Genomic DNA, 16,992 nt, shown 5'->3' with positions numbered 1-16,992 from the left:
ATGATGGAAAGCCTTCTCATTGCCAACAGGGGCGAAATCGCCCGCCGCATCATCCGCACGGCGAAAGCGCTCGGCATCCGCACCATCGCCGTCTATTCGGAGGCCGATGCCGGCCTGCCCTACGTCAGGGAAGCGGATGAGGCGATCGCCATCGGCCCGCCGCCGGCCCGCGAAAGCTATCTCTCGCAGGAACGCATCCTGGAGGCCGCCCGGCAAACAGGCGCTGCGGCGATCCACCCCGGTTACGGCTTCCTTTCGGAAAACGCCGAGTTTGCCGAAGCGGTGGAGAAAGCCGGGATCATCTGGGTCGGCGCGCCGCCTGCCGCCATCCGTGCGATGGGTCTCAAGGATGCCGCTAAGGAATTGATGCAGGCGGCCGGGGTGCCTGTGACCCCTGGTTATCTCGGGCCGGACCAGAGCGGAGAGAGGCTGGCGGCTGAGGCTGATACCATCGGTTATCCCGTGCTCATCAAGGCCGTCGCCGGCGGCGGCGGCAAGGGCATGCGCCGCGTCGAGCGCCCGCAAGATTTCGCCGAACTTCTCGCCTCCTGCCGCCGGGAGGCGGCCGCCTCCTTCGGCGATGACCGCGTTCTGATTGAACGTTACATCGCCAATCCGCGCCATATCGAGGTGCAGGTTTTCGCCGACATGTTCGGCAATTGCGTTCATCTGTTCGAACGCGATTGTTCGCTGCAGCGCCGTCACCAGAAGGTCATCGAGGAGGCCCCTGCCCCCGGTCTCGATGCCGCCACGCGGGCAGTAATCTGCGATGCGGCGGTGAAAGCCGCAAGAGCGGTGAATTATGTCGGCGCCGGCACCATCGAATTCATCGCCGATGCCTCGGAAGGCCTTCGCGAAGATCGCATCTGGTTCATGGAGATGAACACCCGCCTGCAGGTAGAGCATCCCGTCACCGAGGCAATTACTGGCGAGGATCTGGTGCTCTGGCAGTTGACGGTCGCTAGCGGCGAGCCCTTGCCGAAAATGCAGGACGAGATCGCCATGAACGGCTGGGCCTTCGAAGCCCGGCTCTATGCCGAAAATCCTGCCGCCGGCTATCTGCCCTCGACCGGCCGGCTTGAACATCTCAGCCTGCCGGGGTCTGTCCGTGTCGATAGCGGCGTCGAACAGGGCGATGAGATCACCGCCTTCTACGATCCGATGATCGCCAAGATCATTGCCCATGGGCCGAACCGCGAGGCCGCACTTTCGAAGCTCGCAGCCGCCTGCGCAGGTATCGAGGTCTGGCCGGTCAAATCCAATGCCGGCCTGCTTGCCCGCATCGCCGTCGATCCGGATTTTTGCGCAGCTCGGATCGATACCGGCTTTCTCGATCGCCACGGAGATAGCCTGGTGGCGATGGATCCGAGCGAAATCGCGATCGACACCGCGGCCACCCTGCTTTCAAGAAATATGGATGGTGATCCCTGGACCGCGCTCACCGGGTTCCGCATCGCCGGCGCGGATGACAACAGGGTGCGCATCCGTATCGGCGAGCACCTCCTTTGGGGGCAATCACGTCGGGAGCTTGAGGCAAATACCGTCACGATCGGTGAAACGACGGTGCTTTTCGACGCCGGCAATGCCTGGCCGATCAGCTTGCCCGTCGCAAGTGAAGTCGAGGCAAGTCAGGGTGCCGGCGATGGCGCGATCCTGTCACCCATGCCCGGCCTCGTCATTTCGGTGGATGTCGCCGAAGGCGATCGTGTCGCCAAGGGGGACCGCCTGCTGACGGTCGAAGCGATGAAAATGGAACATTCGCTGCGTGCGCCCTTCGACGGCATTGTCGGAAAACTGCAGGTTTCCACCGGCGCCAGGGTCACGGAGAACCAGCTCGTCGTCAGCGTCATGAAGGAGCAGGATTGATGGCCGGTCGCTATTTCGACGAATGGGTGGTCGGCGACCGCATCGCCCATGATATCCGCCGCACGGTCACCGAGACCGACAACCTGCTCTTCACGACGCTCTCCCACAATCCGCAGCCGCTGCATCTCGATGCCGACTATGCGGCCGGCACCGAATTCGGCCGCATCGTCGTCAACGGCACCTTCACCTTCGCGCTCACCGTCGGCCTCTCGGTCGGCGACACGACGCTCGGCACGCTCGTCGCCAATCTCGGCTATGACAAGGTGACGATGCCAAAGCCGGTCTTCATCGGCGATACGCTGTGGGTGGAAACCGAGGTGATGGAACTGCGTCGCTCGAACTCCCGCCCCGATGCCGGCATCGTCACCTTCCGGCATATCACGCTTAACCAGCGCGGCGAGATCGTCTGCCAATGCCTGCGCACGGCAATGCTGAAGGTGAAGCCGTCATGAGGCTGCGCTCGCTGCTCTTTGCGCCCGGTGACCGGCCGGAGCGTTTCGAGAAGGCGCTCGCCTCAGGCGCCGACGCCGTCATTCTCGACCTGGAAGACTCGGTTGCGCCTTTAAACAAGCCGAAAGCGCGCGAGAGCGTGCACGAGTTCGTCTTGCATCATGCCGGCGAGACCGCTCTCCTGATCCGCATCAATCCCCTCACCTCGCCAGAATTCGAAGACGACCTTGCCGCTTTGAGCGGCCTTCATCCTTTCGCGATCGTGCTGCCGAAGGCCGAGGGTGCCGCTTCGGTGCTGAAGCTCGCAGGCTCTCTTGCATCTGCAATTCCCATCTTGCCGATCGCAACCGAAACGCCATCCGCGATCTTCGAGATCGGCAGCTACCGGGATGTCTCGACCAGCCTCTGCGGCCTGACATGGGGTGCGGAGGATCTGCCCGCCGCGATGGGGGCTACGACCGCGCGCAGGACGGATGGCCGCTATACGCCACCTTACGAGCTTGCCCGTTCGCTCACTCTATTCGCAGCCCATGCCGCCGCCGTTCCGGCAATCGACACCGTCTATCCCGATTTCCGTGATCTCAACGGTCTGAGGGCCTATGTCGGCCGCGCCCGGCGCGACGGCTTTTCAGGCCAGATGGCCATCCATCCATGCCAGGTCGAAGTGATCAATCACGCCTTCACGCCGGATGCATCCGAAATCGCCTGGGCGGAGAAAGTCGCCGCCGCCTTCGCCGCCAGGCCCGACGCAGGCGTCATTCAGCTCGACGGACGCATGCTGGACCTGCCGCATCTCAAGCTCGCGATCCGCATTCTCGATGTGGCTGGGCGATAGAGCAAATGCTCCGCCAATTAGCCTGACTTCGCCGTTCGCTCGGGAGCATTCTGCCCTTGTTGCGTCAGGTAGCCGGCGCCAATGGCGACGTAGAGGTCCACATAGTCCTTAGCAACCTGCTGTACGGTGGCCGCAAGGCTTGCCTGGGCATCGGAGACCGAACGTTGCGCGTCCAGGACATCGAGCAGAGATGAAGCTCCATCCTTGTAGCTCGTGGTCGAAAGTGCGAGTGATTCCTGGGCCGTTTCCACCTGCCTGCGCAGCGGTCCCAGTGTCTGCGTGTCGCGGCGGACTGCAGACAGGGCGTTTTCCACTTCTTCGACCCCGTTCAGCACCGCCTCTTTCCAGGCGAGATACTGGGTCTTGGCATCGGATTTTTCGATATCGACATTCGCACGCAATTTGCCGCCATCGAAGATCGGCAGGTTGAGCGTCGGTCCGAAAGACCAGCTGGTCAGGGTTCCGCCGCTGGCACCGGATGATTTGACCCAGCTCGGCGAGATCGAACCGGAGAGCGAGATCGACGGGTAGAGCTGGGCTTCGGCAGCGCCGATATCGGCAACGGCTGCCGCCAGATCGCGTTCAGCCTTGCGGATATCGGGACGGTTGCGGATGAGATCGGCCGGAATGCCGGCGCGAATGTCGCCGCGGAAAACCGGCTGGCCGGCGCTTTTCTGCAGCTCGTTCATCAGCGAGGCCGCCGGCATCCCGAGCAGAGTGGCAATGTGATGGGCTGACTCGGTGAAGCTCTGTTCGAGGCCGGGAATGTCGGACTTTGTCGACTGTACCAGGCCCTCGGCCTGAACGACGTCGAGGCGAGAGGCCGCACCTGCCTTGAGCTGCAGCTGTGTCAGTTCGTATGTCTGTTGGCGGGATTTCAAGCTCGCCTGTGAAAGCGCGATGCGCTCCTGGTAATAACGGGCGTCGATATAGCTCTCGACCAGGTCTTTCAGGAAGGTGAGCTTTGTATTGTCGGCCGTTGCATAGGCGGCCCCCAGCGAGGCGATGGCACTCTCCTTCGAGCGACGGTACTGGCCGAAGAAGTCGAGCAGCCAGGAAAGGCTGGCCTCGCCGCCTGTGGTATTTTCGGTGCCGACCGTCGTGCGGAGCCGCCCCTTCTCGCCGGATACCGTGTGCGATGCGTCGACACTGAGGCTCGGCAGGCCGCCGGCGCCGGCAACCGTGACATTCGCGGAAGCCGAGTTGATGCTCTCGAGCGCCTGCAGCACATCGAGGTTCTCGCTGAGGCCGTGGGCCACCAGGCCGTCGAGCCGCTTGTCGCGATAGGCCGTCCACCACTGTGCCGTCACGACATCGCCGTTGCTCTTGGTCCCGCCCTGTTGGAATTTAGCAGGAAGCGGCATCTGTGGGGGAACGTGATCCGGGCCGCTGACGCAGCCCGCCACCAAAAGCGTGAGTGCCGATGTGGCGTAGCGGAGGGATGATATTCTTGTGCAAAGCGACGGACTCACTGGCGAGCTTTCTGAACCGGGATCGTAGGTCCAGGCTTAGCGGCGCCAACGTTAATGGCGGTAAAGACACTGTAAAGTTAGGTAAAATCCCGGGAGAGGCCACATCTCGGTTTCGCCGGCTTGAGCGGCCTCATCCGGCGCACGCTTCGTGGCGTGATCCGGATCAGGTTTGGCCGTCCGCCAAGCCATAGGGTATCGGCTTCCTGGGAAGCTCCAGGGTGACCTCCAGGCCTCCGGCATCCGGCAATGACGCATGCACACGCCCGCCGTGGCGTTCGACCGCCTGCCTGGTGATGGCCAGACCCAGGCCGTATCCGCCTCTTGGCACAGCCTCTTTACCACGTGAGAACGGCTGGAAGATCCGTTCGAGTTCGTCTCGCCTGACACCTGGCCCCTGATCCGTGACACAGATTTTGAGGCGGTCGGTCGTCGCCTCGCAAGCCACTGATATGTGCGAATGCTCGGCCGTGTATTTGACGGCGTTGCGGACAACGTTTTCGAGCGCCCTGTAGATCAGCTCACCTTCGACCTCGGCGCGGAAGGTGCCCTCGACACTGGTTGTGATCGAGACCTCCCGTGCCTGGGCTTCGAATGCCGCGTCGCCGAGGATTTCGTTGAGGAGCTCGATGACATCCAGGGCCTGGGTCTTCAGCGGCAGGCCGGAGCCCGCGGTCAGCCTGGCAAGCGTCAGAACTTCGCCGACCAGCGCGTCGAGCCGTTCGACCTCCCGGTCCATCCGATCCAGCATGGCGCCGAGTTTGGCCGGGCTTTGCCGAAGGACGCCGACGGCGGCCTGCAGACGGGACAGGGGCGAACGCAATTCATGGGAGACGTCATGAAATAACCTCTGCTGCGCATCCTGAAGCTCCTGAAGCCGCGCGGCAGTGGAATCGAAGTCGTGCGCCAGTGCGGTGACTTCATCCTTTCGGCCGGCCATCTGGTTGCCGATACGGAAGTCGAAGCGGCCATGGGCGAGCGCGCTCAGGCCGTCGCGCAGATGTACGACGGGTCGAATGAGATAGCGGGCGAGTGCGGCGGCAGCGACCGTACTCGAAACGAAAATCGAAAGCCAAGGCACCAGCAGCGCCAGGTTGTCCGCAATGTTGAGAAGGAAGTTCGCTTCTGGCGCCACGGAGATCCGATAGCAAATTCCGTCCTTCAGAATGGACTTCGTCTCTGCCCTGCCCTCGTCTCCGCACGCAGGCGACTCCATGGTTTTCGAAAGCGTCAGGCCTAGTGGCACCGTATATTCACTTGTGCGGATGAAGCGCGCTGCGGCGTCCTCCCCATCCCTTGCGAGCACATTCGCCGTCAGCTTCAGAATGATCGCTCGCTCCTGGTATTCCCGATCGCGGCCAGGCGGCGGGATCTGAAAGAGGTTGACGATCACGATGATGACCGTGAGCGTCGTTGCAAGCGTCAACCAGATCGTCGCGAAAAATTTCCAGAAAAGCCGGGGCATGGTCAGTCCACAAGTAGTTGATAGCCCTGGCCGCGAACGGACTGGATCCAGGATTGTCCGTCCTCCCTCAGTCCGAGCTTCTGGCGAACGCTGCTGATATGGACGTCGATGCGGCGATCGAACGGGGTCAGCGGCTTGCCGAAGGCCCGCTTCGAAATGTCCTGCTTCGACACGAGCTGGCCGGCGCTGCGGGCAAGCACCTCGATCAGGCTGAACTCGGTGCCGGTCAGATCCAAGGTTTCTCCACGCCATTCGGCGATCCTGCTGCTCGGATGAATCACGAGTTTTCCCGCCCTGATCGTGTCGGTCGTCGCGCCGGCCGCAGGCTGACCTGCCCGACGGAGGATGGCGCGCAACCTCGCCGCAAGTTCGCCCGGCGAGCATGGCTTCGGCACATAGTCGTCCGCGCCGAGATTGAGACCCGATATCCTGTCGACGTCATCGCCCCTTGCGGTCAGCATCAGGACCGGGACCTGGCTGAGCTTCCTGATCCTCTGCAGAACCTCGATCCCGTTCATCCGAGGCATCATGATGTCGAGCACGATAATATCGACCGTGTTGCCGGCAGCAGCGGCAATCGCGGCGCGACCGTCCGTATCCGTGACCACCTCATATCCTTCTTCGACCAGATATTCCTGCAGAAGCGTCGTCAGCTCGGCATCGTCGTCGATGAGGAGAACCTTGTTCATTCACTTCGTCCGTCATTGATCCTTGTGAGCCTTACAGCACAAACACAGTCGCATGAGCGAGTTTTACCTAACTTAACACTAACTTGACCGCACTTAACGTTCACCCCGTTACTTATCCTTCCATGACATCACCGCGAGCCAGGATCGGGTTGCCTCAACATGAGCCGCAATCCTTCATCGAGTTGGCACGGATCGGGAAAAGGCACCCATGCCTTTGACCTCAAGGAGTGCATCGTTGAGAAAACCGCCCAGAATATTCGCTGCTGCTCTTGTTGCGGCAGCGCTCCTGCTTCCCCTGCGCGATGCGATGGCGGACCAATCCGCCGCACCCGCCCTTACCGTCTCGCTGGTGACGCCGGCTGAGCGGGACTGGCCGGAAACCGTTCCCGCAAGCGGCTGGCTGAAGCCCTGGCAGGAAGCCATCATCGCTTCTGAGACGAGTGGCCTGCGCGTAACCGAAATCCTGGCCGACGTCGGCTCCGTGGTTAAGAAGGGGCAGACCCTCGTGCGGCTGTCGCAGGACAGCGTGCAGGCCGACCTTCGCAAGCAGGAAGCGGCTGTCGTGACCGCTAAGGCAAACCTGACAAAGGCGAAGGCCAATGCCGATCGGGCTCGCCAGCTTCGCTCTTCGGGCGCCCTTTCGGATGAGAAGATTGTCGAATATTTCGCCGACGAACAGACGGCGACGGCAAGTCTTGCGTCTGAAGAGGCGGCGCTCGACAGCCAGAAGATCAAGCTCGACCAGACAACCGTCACGGCCGTCGACGACGGCCTGATAACCTCGCGATCGGCCGAACTCGGCGCGGTCGTCTCGTCGGGCACCGAACTGTTTCGCCTGGTCCGCCAACAGCGGATCGAATGGCAGGCCGAGGTTTCGGCCCGTTACCTTTCACGCATCTCCGAAGGATTGAGCGTCGACATCGACGGGCCGGACGGACGTCCCATTCAGGGAAAGGTGAGACTCGTCGGACCTTCGATCGACACCAATACAAGCCGGGCGATCGTCTATGTCGCGCTTCCCCCGAACGTTCAGCCGCGCACCGGTCTTTATGTCACCGGCACCATTGAACTGAGGACCACGCTGGCACTGACGGTTCCGGAGACCGCGATCGTTTTCCGTGACGGCATAAACTACGTCTTCACCGCCGGCGAGGACAAGCGGGTAAGGCGGGTGCGGGTCGAGACCGGCCGCCGCAACGACGGCGAAGTCGAGATCGTCTCCGGCATAGATAAGTCGATGAAAGTGGTGACGTCGGGCGGAGCGTTCCTGTCCGACAACGATCTCGTGAAGATTGCGGGAGAAGGTTGATGAACTTTTCCGCATTTTCGATCCGCAATCCCGTACCGGCAATCCTGCTCTTTGCGATGCTTGCCGTCGGCGGTTTGCTGGCCTTCAAGCATCTGCCGGTCCAGAACTTCCCCGATATGGACCTCCCGACCATCAAAATTACCGCGACGCTTGATGGCGCAGCACCTGCGCAGCTCGAGACGGAGGTCGCCCGCACGATCGAGGACAATCTTGCCTCGTTGAGCTATCTCGACCACGTCACCACGACGATCACCGACGGCACGGTGTCGATCAGTGTCTCCTTCAAACTGGAGAAGGACAGCGAAACGGCCCTGAACGAGGTTCGCAACGCCGTCGACAGCGCGCAAGCCGATCTGCCGGCGCAGATGCAGACGCCAAGCGTCACCAAAGTCACCGTGCAGAGTTCGGCGCTGGTCACTTATGCCATCCGGTCTACGGCCCTCAATGAAACCGAGCTCTCCTGGTTCATCGACAACGATTTGACCAAGGCGCTCCTGTCGGTGCCGGGCGTCGGACAGGTCAACCGCATCGGCGGTGTCGATCGCGAGGTTCACGTCGACCTCGATCCGACAACGATGGCCGCATTCGGCGTCACGGCGACCACTGTGTCGGCGCAATTGAAGTCGGTTCAGGCCGATACTTCAGGCGGCCTTGGGGAGATTGGCGGCACCCGTCAGACATTGCGCACGCTCGGCGCCGTGGCATCGGTCGACGCTCTAAAGGAGCTTAGAATTCCCCTGGCCAACGGGCAGCAGGTTCGCCTCGACGACGTCGCAGCCGTCACGGACAGCTTCGCGGAGCGCTCCTCGATGGCCTATCTCGACGGTAAACCGGTGGTCGCGGTCGAGATCAAGCGCTCGAACGGGTTTTCGGACAGCGGTGTCGCGGACGATGTCGACAAGGCTATGAAGGAGTTCGCAGCCAAGCATTCCAATGTGCAGATCGAGGAGGCCTACAGCACGATCGGGCCGATCATAGACAACTACGATGGGTCGATGCACATGCTCTACGAAGGGGCGATCCTGGCGATCATCGTCGTCTGGCTCTTCCTTCGGGACTGGCGTGCGACGATCCTGTCGGCCGTGGCGCTGCCGCTGTCGGTCATACCGACGTTCCTCGTCATGTACCTGGCCGGCTTCAGTCTGAATATCGTCACCTTGCTGGCGCTGTCGCTCGTGGTCGGCATCCTCGTCGATGATGCCATCGTCGAGGTCGAGAATATCGCCCGCCACCTGCAGATGGGCAAGCGGCCGATCGACGCCGCTCTGGAGGCGGCCAACGAGATCGGGCTCGCCGTCATCGCAACCACCTTCACGCTGGTCGCGGTCTTCCTGCCGACGGCCTTCATGAGCGGCATACCGGGACTTATATTCCGCCAGTTCGGTATCACCGCCGCGGTGGCGGTCCTCGTCTCGCTCGTCGTCGCACGCCTGCTGACGCCGATGATGGCCGCCTATTTCATGAAGGCTCATCCGACCGAGGAAAAGGATGGCCTCGTCATGCGCGCCTATCTGGCAATCGTGAAAGCCGCCATGAACCGCAGGAAGACCACGGTGGCAGTGACTGCCGTCGTCGTCGCGCTTTCGCTTGCCACCATCCCACTCCTGAAATCCGGCTTCCTGCCCGCTTCCGACGACGCGCGAGCTCAGATCACGCTCACCATGCAGCCGGGTGCCACTATCGAGCAGACGCACGCCACCACCACGAAGGCCGCCGATATCGTCGGCAAGCTCCAGGACGTGACACATGTCTTTTCTTCGGTCGGTTCCGCATCCTCGGGCGGTGGCCCCGACTCGAGCACCACGAGCAGCGTCGGATCCGCGACGATCGTCGCTGTGCTGTCGCCCATCGGCGAGCGCGATCGCAAACAATCGGAAATCGAAAACGACATCCGCCAGGCTCTCTCGGTCCTATCAGGTGTGCGGGTCGCGGTCGGCGGCGGCGGCAACGGCACGAAGCTGGAGATCACCCTTGCCAGCGACGACGCGAACGCGCTTGACAGTGCAAGCACGGCACTCGAAGAGCAGCTGCGCACGCTGCAGGGCATCGGCGCGGTGACGTCGACCGCAGCCAGGCAGGCGCCGGAGATCCAGATCACGCCCGACTTCGCCCGCGCAGCAGCGCTCGGGGTGACGTCGAGCGCCATCGCCGAGGCCGTGCGCGTGGCGACGAACGGGGAATACTCCGCCGATTTGCCAAAGCTCAACCTGCCGCAGCGCCAGGTTCCGATCGTCGTCCGCTTCAGCCCCGAGACGCGCACCAAGCTCGACGACATCAAGAATATGCGGGTCGCTGGAACGAACGGCAATGTCGATCTCGGATCGATCGCCGATATCCGGATCGGCGGCAGCCCGTCGGAGATCGACCGCATCGATCGGATGCGCAATGTCACGCTTTCCGTCGAGCTCAACGGCCGCATCCTGGGCGACGTCAACCGTGAGGCGCAGGCTCTGCCGGCGCTCCGGCGTCTACCACCGGGGGTCACTCTTGTCGAACAGGGCGAACTTCAGCGCAGTTCGGAGCTGTTCCAGAGCTTTGGCCTTGCAATGGCGATCGGCGTGTTCTGCATCTACGCCGTCCTCGTCCTGCTCTTCCACGACTTCCTGCAGCCGTTGACCATCTTGATGGCTTTGCCGCTCTCACTCGGCGGCGCGCTGGTGCCGCTGGTGATGACCGGAACCAGTTTCTCGATGTCGGCGGTCATCGGGCTGCTCATGCTCATGGGTGTGGTGACGAAGAACTCCATCCTCCTCGTCGAATACGCGATCATGTCGCGCGGCCAGGGCATGTCGCGGTTCGATGCGCTCGTGGACGCTTGCCACAAGCGCGCCCGGCCGATCATCATGACCACCATTGCCATGGCATTCGGCATGCTTCCGGTCGCTCTCAGCCTGACAGGCGGCGATTCCAGCTTCCGGCAGCCGATGGCGATCGTGGTGATCGGCGGCGTGATGCTGTCGACGCTGCTCAGCCTCATCGTCATCCCCGTCATCTTCACCTTCGTCGACGACCTCAACGAGGCGCTCAAGCGCCTTGTGCGCCGGGCCGGGCCTGATACCGCCGACTCGGAACCGCAGGCATCCAACGATCGTGCGGCGATCACCTTCAAGCCCGAGCTTTCGAAGCGAGGGCAAGGTCAGAGATGACTGCTTTCGGTGAACTATTGGCTAGATTGTCCAGCGCCCGATACGGGCGACGCCCGGCGACCTTGATGGCAACCTCTTCGGTCGACTTCCCTCCCCCGGAACGAGACCGCGGGACGTGTTCCCCCGCAGGCGGCCTCGCGCCGCCTGCGCGTCCTGCATCTTCTCTGCCAACAGCGTATCTCGCTGCGTCACAGAAAGAACCTTTACCAAACTTTACACTTCCTTAACCGCGCTTAACATCTGCACAGCTATTAGAGTTCGACCTCAGCTCAATCCGGAGTGTCGTGTGTCCAAGGCACATCGAAATATTCTGCGTTGCCGCTTCGCGGAGCGGAAAGTCATATTTGCCGAGATTTGGCGGTGGTTGCTGAAGCTTGATTCAAAAAATTATATCTCGATTGCTGCTCTCTTAAGTCCCGGGATCCAATCAGGCCGCGCAGAAAACGTTCGAATAGAGCGTGATGCTCTATTGGAAGACATTTCAATTGGAGGAACGGGGTGATCGATGCTCCGGGTGATCAGGGCGCGTTTGCCGGACAGATCGAAAAGTTCAACAGGGCAGCACGCCCTATCTCATCCTGAACCTTGCCGGGCGTCATGACAATGGCGTCATGGCTTCGAAATCGGGCAAGGCGCCGCTCGCGTAGCCGATCGCCCCGAGCGAAGTGATGGCGATCCGGCCGTCGCGGATCGACAGCAACGGTCCCTCAGCACCCTGCTCGTAGAGATCGGGATGGGCCGCGGCAAAGCGCGCCTTCTCCGCCTGCGGCGCTCCCTGCATGCCGGCCACATAGTGATGGCCGTTGCGCTCGACATGGGAGAGGCCGAGCAGCGAGACCAGCGCCAGATCCTGCTGCACGGCAAGTCCCGCCTGGCAGGTCAGATCCTCGCCCGAGAGGAACAGTCCCGGCACCGTTCCGGTTCTGATGCGGATCGCCTTCATGAGCGAGCGGTAAATGCCCTTGCAGGTTTTCGAGGAGACGCCGGTATATCCCAGCCGCCTGGCGCCCGCGAAGGCGCCGTCGCCGTCGTCGCTCTCATCGATCAGGAAGGGCAATTTCGCCGCGAGATCCCCCAGCGGCGTGTCCATGGTGATTGCCCGCGAGAACGGCTGTTCGACAAAGGCAATGGCCGCGCGCAACCTCGCCAACCGCGGCATCGCCTCGATTTGCGCCAGCAAAGCGGCGAGCTGTTGGGCGGCGCCAAACTGTTCGTTGCCATCGACCGTCACCCGATAGTCGGGCATGCGGTCCAGCACGGCGGCGATCCTGGTCAGGCGGTCGATATCGGCATCAATCGCGCCTGACAGCTTGATCTTGAACCAACGGTTGCCATAGCGCGCAATCACCGCCTCGAGGCTTTCCGGCAGGCCGTCACCGATGGGATGGACGATATCGCCCTCGCTGATCGGATCGAGAAGCCCGATCGTATGACGGGCCGAGATCGAGCCTGCAGGACGGAGATCGGAAAGCACCGCCAAGGCTGCATCCGCGTCGATATCGTCGGGCAGCATGGGGCCGCCGATGCCGACGAGATTGCCCCGCACCGCCTCGAAGAAGGAAATGCCGGCAAGGCGGCAATAGGCATCGAGCGCGGCGCGGGCGATGAGCGAAGGGCCGAAACAGGCGGCCAATGGATTTCCAGGCAGGCGCCGCACGGTCTCCATCTCGTTCAGGCGGGCGGCGGCAAACAATGTCGCCGGCGCAGACGGTTCGAGCGAAGCAGCCGCAGCGGTACGGATCGAGGTGCGCAACTGATCGACATTTTGCGCCGGCGTGAAGGCCGGGTTCTTGTCGAACCATTTCGGCACCATCATCTCGGCGGCCGCACCAAGGGCGGTTCGCCCCTCTTCATCCTCGACGCGGACCCTGAGGAAGGCTTGCGGCGCTTTTTCGAGGGTTGCCGCACCAAAGCGGAACGGCAGGCGCAGCCTGATGTCGCGCTCGAAGGCGTCAATCTCGATGATTCTGATGCGGGGCGCCGTCACGGAGCCTCCAATGTTTCTGTCCACGATCATGCCATCCGGTCGAGCATGGTGCGCGACACTTCGTGATGGAGCGGTTCGCGGCGAAGCAGCCGGCCGATCTCGTCCACCATGGCCTGGCCTTGGGCGAAATGCGCCTCCTCAGTGTGACCGGCGGCATGCGGCGAAATGGTGACATTGGCCAGTGCAGGGTCGCGAAAGGGACTGTCCTTACGCAGCGGCTCGTTGTCGAAGACATCAAGAGCCGCTTCGATACGGCCAGACCGGATTTCGGCAAGCAGTGCCGCCTCATCGACCAGCTCCGCGCGCGCCGTATTGATGAACAGCGTGCCGGGCCGCAGCAGCGCCAGTTCGCGGGCGCCGATCATGCGGCGCGTTTCAGGCAGGACAGGCGCATGCAGCGAGATCACGTCGCTCTGAGCCAGCATATCGTTCAACCCAGCGCTGAAAACGCCGAGCGCAGCAGCCTCGCTATCGTGGAGAAAGGGATCGACGACCAGCACGCGGCAGCCGAATGGAACGAGCAGGCGCATGACCGCCCGGCCGACATATCCGGCGCCGACGATGCCAACTGTTCTGGCGCCCAGCAATCTCTGTGGCACGGCGGCGCGGACGTCGAGCCATTCGCCGCCGCTGCGCAATTCATGATGCAGCCGATGAATGCCGCGCATGGCGAGCAGTGCTTCGGCGACGACGAACTCGGCAACCGAGGCGGCAATTTTCGAGGCGGCATGGGTGACGCGAATGCCATCGTCGAACAGACGAGCGGGAACGAGTGTACGAACGCTACCGGCCGAATGGGCGACAAGGGTGAGTTGCGGATGGCGCTGGCGCGCGGCAGGATCGAAGGGCGGCGTGCCCCATCCGGTGAGACATGCCGTGGCGCCTTGCAGCAGATAGTCGACATCGGTGGCGTCGATTGTGGCGCCAGTCGGCCATCGCACCTCGCCAAGAGCGTTCAACTGGGCCATCGCCGCATCGTCCAGCATCATCCGGCGGGTTTTTTCGGTCAGCAATACGGCGATAACGGGAGCCTGTTCGTTCATGGTTCTACTCTTTCGCTGCGGCGACCAGGCGCCTGAGATGGGTAAGATCGGCGCGGAGCTTGTCGAGCGCCTGCTCTCGAGAGACGCGGTATTGGGATTGCATCGACAGCACGCCGGTAAAGCCTGTGGCCACCAGATGCGGGACGATCTCGTTCCAGGGCACCATGCCTTCGTCGAGCCCGTACCAGTCCGAATGCCATGCGCGTTGGCCATGAGCTCCGTAAGCGCCGGGGAACCAACCGCTGTTCTTGACGCCCATGCAGCAGAACCACGGTTCGAGAATATCAAGCGTCAGACGCCAGTCCTCTCTCCCCTCGCGAATGATCTGATTGGCCGGATCGGGATAGGCGCCGATCCGGATCGGATCGCGCCCGGCCAGCAACTGGACGGCGAGCGCGCCCGAGCTGTGCAAGGTCCCGCCGTGAAGCTGGATGGTCAGCTTGATGCCGAAGCGTTCGGCCAGGCGCTCGAAGCCGTCGAGATCGCGCCGCGCCTCATCAAGCTGGGCCTGCCAGCGCCGCGACGGGTCGTAGCGCCAGAAGCCAAGCCGGACCTGCCCGATGCCAGCCTCGCCGCAACAACCGAGAAGCCGGGATGCGGCATCGTCGGGCCGGGTGGAATCGATGGTCGCCATCGGGGTGCGTAGGCCGGCCGCGGCAAAGAGCGTCACGGCCTTGACGATTTCCTCCGGCCTGTCAGGGGAAACGGCGTGGCCATCGCGAATGAGAAGATCAGCGCAGTCGAATCCCAAACCGGCCGTGATCCCGGCCGCCTCCTCAAGCGGCAGGCCCTCCAGGGTCTTGGTGAAATAGGCGATATCCATCGATCAGATCCCAGGCAGAATGGCATTGTTCATGAGCGGGCGAAACAAAGCTCGCTGCGGCGGCCAAATGCATCGCGGGCCTGCACCGCATACCGCACGCCCTCCGGCGGCGACATGTGCAGGAATGCCGTCGAGATCAGCGGGACAGAACTGACCTTTTCAAAAGTCCCGCCATTGGTGCTGACCAGGACATCGTAGAAGATGGCCGGGCTGATATCGCCGGCAACCCAGAACAGCATGCGCTCTTCCCGACCACCAAGACCAAGGTAGCGTTCGACGACAAGGCCGGTCGGTGTAGCCGGGGCCGCGCCGGTATCGGGAACGACAAGCACCTGCGTCAGCGACGGCAATGGCACATCGAGGTCGACACTGATCCGGCCTTCGTCGCAGTCGACGACGCTGATCGGATGCAGCAAGGCGGGCTCCTGCGCCCGGCGCAGTTCGGCAAACTGCGCCTCGGTCGGTGCGGGCGGTGCGCCGACCGGCTCGAAGGGGCCGCGCGGATTGCTTTCGTCGCGCTGGGCCTCCCAGACCTCCATCGGATTGGTGAATTCCTCATCGATGCGCAGCAGGCAAAGCGCGTGGCGGCCGGGAACCAAGCCGCTCACCTCGAGACGGACGGCGGTCCGGCCTGAACGGTTGATGGCATCGACGCTATGGATGAGGCTGATGGAAACACCGCCGCCCGGCAGCCGTGTCGGCAGGATCGCCAGGCCATCCTGATCGGGAGCAAGCGGCGGTTCGGCCGTCACCTTGCAAACGGTATCGCCAAGCGTTGCCAGCAGTTCCATCGATGTGAGGCCGGGCTTCTTGATGATGTCGAAGGGCGGCGCGCTGTCGACGTCCGTGACCAGCATATCCAGATTGGTCTTGTGCTCCCACTGCGCCTTGGTGAAATTGCGCGAACCGAAATAGGCAAAGATCGTGCGCTGGCTCCAGCCGCCGATAAAGGCGTGGTCATTGCTGAGGAGGGTGAAATTCGCCGCTTTCGGCGCGATGATGCGCCGGTCGTGCTGTTCGATGATGCGGGCTATGATGCCGGCGTAATAGGCTTTGCCGTGCCAGCTATGATGATCGCTCCACCCAAGCTGCGGATCGCATTCATCGTTGATGATGGGCAGGCCTGCCAGGCGCGGGTGGTGCTCCTTGAGGTAGTCGACGACGAGCAAGGTGCGGTCGACGATGGCGTTGGTTTTCGGGGTCAGGTCTTCCTTGCTGCCGTTGACGCCCTTTTCATGGATCGAGATATAATCGATCCGCGGCGGATCGTCACCGGTGAGGCAGCTCGTGCCGTTGTCGCAATGAGCCATGAGGGCGCGAAAGATCGGCGAGAGCGTGCGGGCGGTGCCGGGGCCGCCCATCGGCAGGTTGGGATCGATGGCATCGAGCCCCGCGACACAGGCGTCGTAGTAGTTGGTGTAACCCTTGATCCCGTAAGTCCACCAGCCGGAGTCGGCCTCGTTCGTCGTTTCGAAATACCATGTGCGCAATTCGTCCATGCCGTAACGCGCGCCATAACGGTCGACTGTTGCCGTCACCAGATCCCGCCAGCGCTTGACCTGATCCATGTCCTCATAGTCGGTGAACAGGCCCGACGGGTTACCCATCAGCTCGAAGAACGGCTTCAGCCGGTGCTCGATCATCACGTCGAGCGCGCGATCCAGCAGAGACCAGTCGTAACCGGCCCCGCCCTTCGCGCTCAGCAGATTGTAGAGATAATGCACCCGCAGGAACTTGATGCCCTCATTCGGCAGGCCGCCAATATAGGCAAGCATCTGTCGCATCTCGGGCTCGAGCAGCAGCTCGGCCGGCGAAAAGCCGGTGCCGCGCCAGAACCGGTTGAACGGGCGCACCGCCTCACCGGCATCAACGTTTATTCGCGTACGTTCACGCATGGTCGTCTCTCCTTG

12 protein-coding genes are annotated in these 16,992 nt (G+C 62.5%); 5 read left to right on the top strand and 7 right to left on the bottom strand.

The window, feature by feature from the left end; all coding sequences use genetic code 11:
- The 3 genes from A6U98_RS29085 to A6U98_RS29075 are packed head-to-tail and all read left to right on the top strand — an operon-like array spanning nucleotide 1 to nucleotide 3,151.
- Complete coding sequence (locus A6U98_RS29085) at nucleotides 1-1,866, top strand: acetyl/propionyl/methylcrotonyl-CoA carboxylase subunit alpha (RefSeq protein WP_064654398.1); 1,866 nt, start codon at nucleotides 1-3, stop codon at nucleotides 1,864-1,866.
- Complete coding sequence (locus A6U98_RS29080; protein ID WP_064654397.1) at nucleotides 1,866-2,318, top strand: MaoC family dehydratase; 453 nt, start codon at nucleotides 1,866-1,868, stop codon at nucleotides 2,316-2,318. Before A6U98_RS29085 ends, A6U98_RS29080 begins: the two co-directional genes overlap by 1 nt.
- Complete coding sequence (locus A6U98_RS29075) at nucleotides 2,315-3,151, top strand: CoA ester lyase (RefSeq protein ID WP_064654396.1); 837 nt, start codon at nucleotides 2,315-2,317, stop codon at nucleotides 3,149-3,151. Before A6U98_RS29080 ends, A6U98_RS29075 begins: the two co-directional genes overlap by 4 nt.
- A gap of 17 nt (nucleotides 3,152-3,168) precedes the next feature.
- Here A6U98_RS29075 and A6U98_RS29070 read toward each other — a convergent pair whose 3' ends face one another.
- The 3 genes from A6U98_RS29070 to A6U98_RS29060 form a co-directional block, all read right to left on the bottom strand.
- Nucleotides 3,169-4,623 (bottom strand): efflux transporter outer membrane subunit, encoded by a 1,455-nt coding sequence (locus tag A6U98_RS29070; protein WP_064654395.1) that lies wholly within the window; start codon nucleotides 4,621-4,623, stop codon nucleotides 3,169-3,171.
- 163 nt (nucleotides 4,624-4,786) lie between these two features.
- Complete coding sequence (locus tag A6U98_RS29065; RefSeq protein WP_064654394.1) at nucleotides 4,787-6,085, bottom strand: ATP-binding protein; 1,299 nt, start codon at nucleotides 6,083-6,085, stop codon at nucleotides 4,787-4,789.
- Nucleotides 6,086-6,087: 2 nt separating this feature from the next.
- Entirely contained in the window at nucleotides 6,088-6,774 is a 687-nt protein-coding gene (locus A6U98_RS29060) for a response regulator (protein ID WP_064654393.1), read from the bottom strand.
- A 208-nt stretch (nucleotides 6,775-6,982) separates the two neighbouring features.
- Here A6U98_RS29060 and A6U98_RS29055 point away from each other — a divergent pair, with 208 nt between their 5' ends.
- Complete coding sequence (locus tag A6U98_RS29055) at nucleotides 6,983-8,083, top strand: efflux RND transporter periplasmic adaptor subunit (RefSeq protein ID WP_197496457.1); 1,101 nt, start codon at nucleotides 6,983-6,985, stop codon at nucleotides 8,081-8,083.
- Nucleotides 8,083-11,229 carry an efflux RND transporter permease subunit gene (locus A6U98_RS29050; protein WP_064654391.1) on the top strand — a complete coding sequence of 1,049 codons (3,147 nt, stop codon included), beginning with the start codon at nucleotides 8,083-8,085 and terminating at the stop codon, nucleotides 11,227-11,229. The genes A6U98_RS29055 and A6U98_RS29050 overlap by 1 nt, the downstream gene beginning before the upstream one ends.
- Nucleotides 11,230-11,824: 595 nt before the next feature.
- Here A6U98_RS29050 and A6U98_RS29045 read toward each other — a convergent pair.
- The 4 genes from A6U98_RS29045 to A6U98_RS29030 are packed head-to-tail and all read right to left on the bottom strand — an operon-like array spanning nucleotide 11,825 to nucleotide 16,977.
- Nucleotides 11,825-13,246 carry a hypothetical protein gene (locus tag A6U98_RS29045; RefSeq protein WP_064654390.1) on the bottom strand — a complete coding sequence of 474 codons (1,422 nt, stop codon included), beginning with the start codon at nucleotides 13,244-13,246 and terminating at the stop codon, nucleotides 11,825-11,827.
- Nucleotides 13,243-14,259 (bottom strand): hydroxyacid dehydrogenase, encoded by a 1,017-nt coding sequence (locus A6U98_RS29040; protein ID WP_064654389.1) that lies wholly within the window; start codon nucleotides 14,257-14,259, stop codon nucleotides 13,243-13,245. Before A6U98_RS29040 ends, A6U98_RS29045 begins: the two co-directional genes overlap by 4 nt.
- Before the next feature lie 4 nt (nucleotides 14,260-14,263).
- Nucleotides 14,264-15,082 (bottom strand): TIM barrel protein, encoded by an 819-nt coding sequence (locus tag A6U98_RS29035; RefSeq protein WP_064654388.1) that lies wholly within the window; start codon nucleotides 15,080-15,082, stop codon nucleotides 14,264-14,266.
- A 29-nt stretch (nucleotides 15,083-15,111) separates the two neighbouring features.
- Nucleotides 15,112-16,977: a glycosyl hydrolase gene (locus A6U98_RS29030; protein ID WP_064654387.1), complete on the bottom strand. Its 1,866-nt coding sequence runs from the start codon at nucleotides 16,975-16,977 to the stop codon at nucleotides 15,112-15,114.
- Nucleotides 16,978-16,992 lie beyond the last annotated feature (15 nt).

It is taken from the genome of Rhizobium sp. WYCCWR10014 (assembly GCF_001657485.1).
Classification (GTDB): Bacteria; Pseudomonadota; Alphaproteobacteria; order Rhizobiales; family Rhizobiaceae; genus Rhizobium.
Note: the sequence above shows the minus strand (reverse complement) of the source record. Positions and strands in the feature narration are given on the sequence as shown.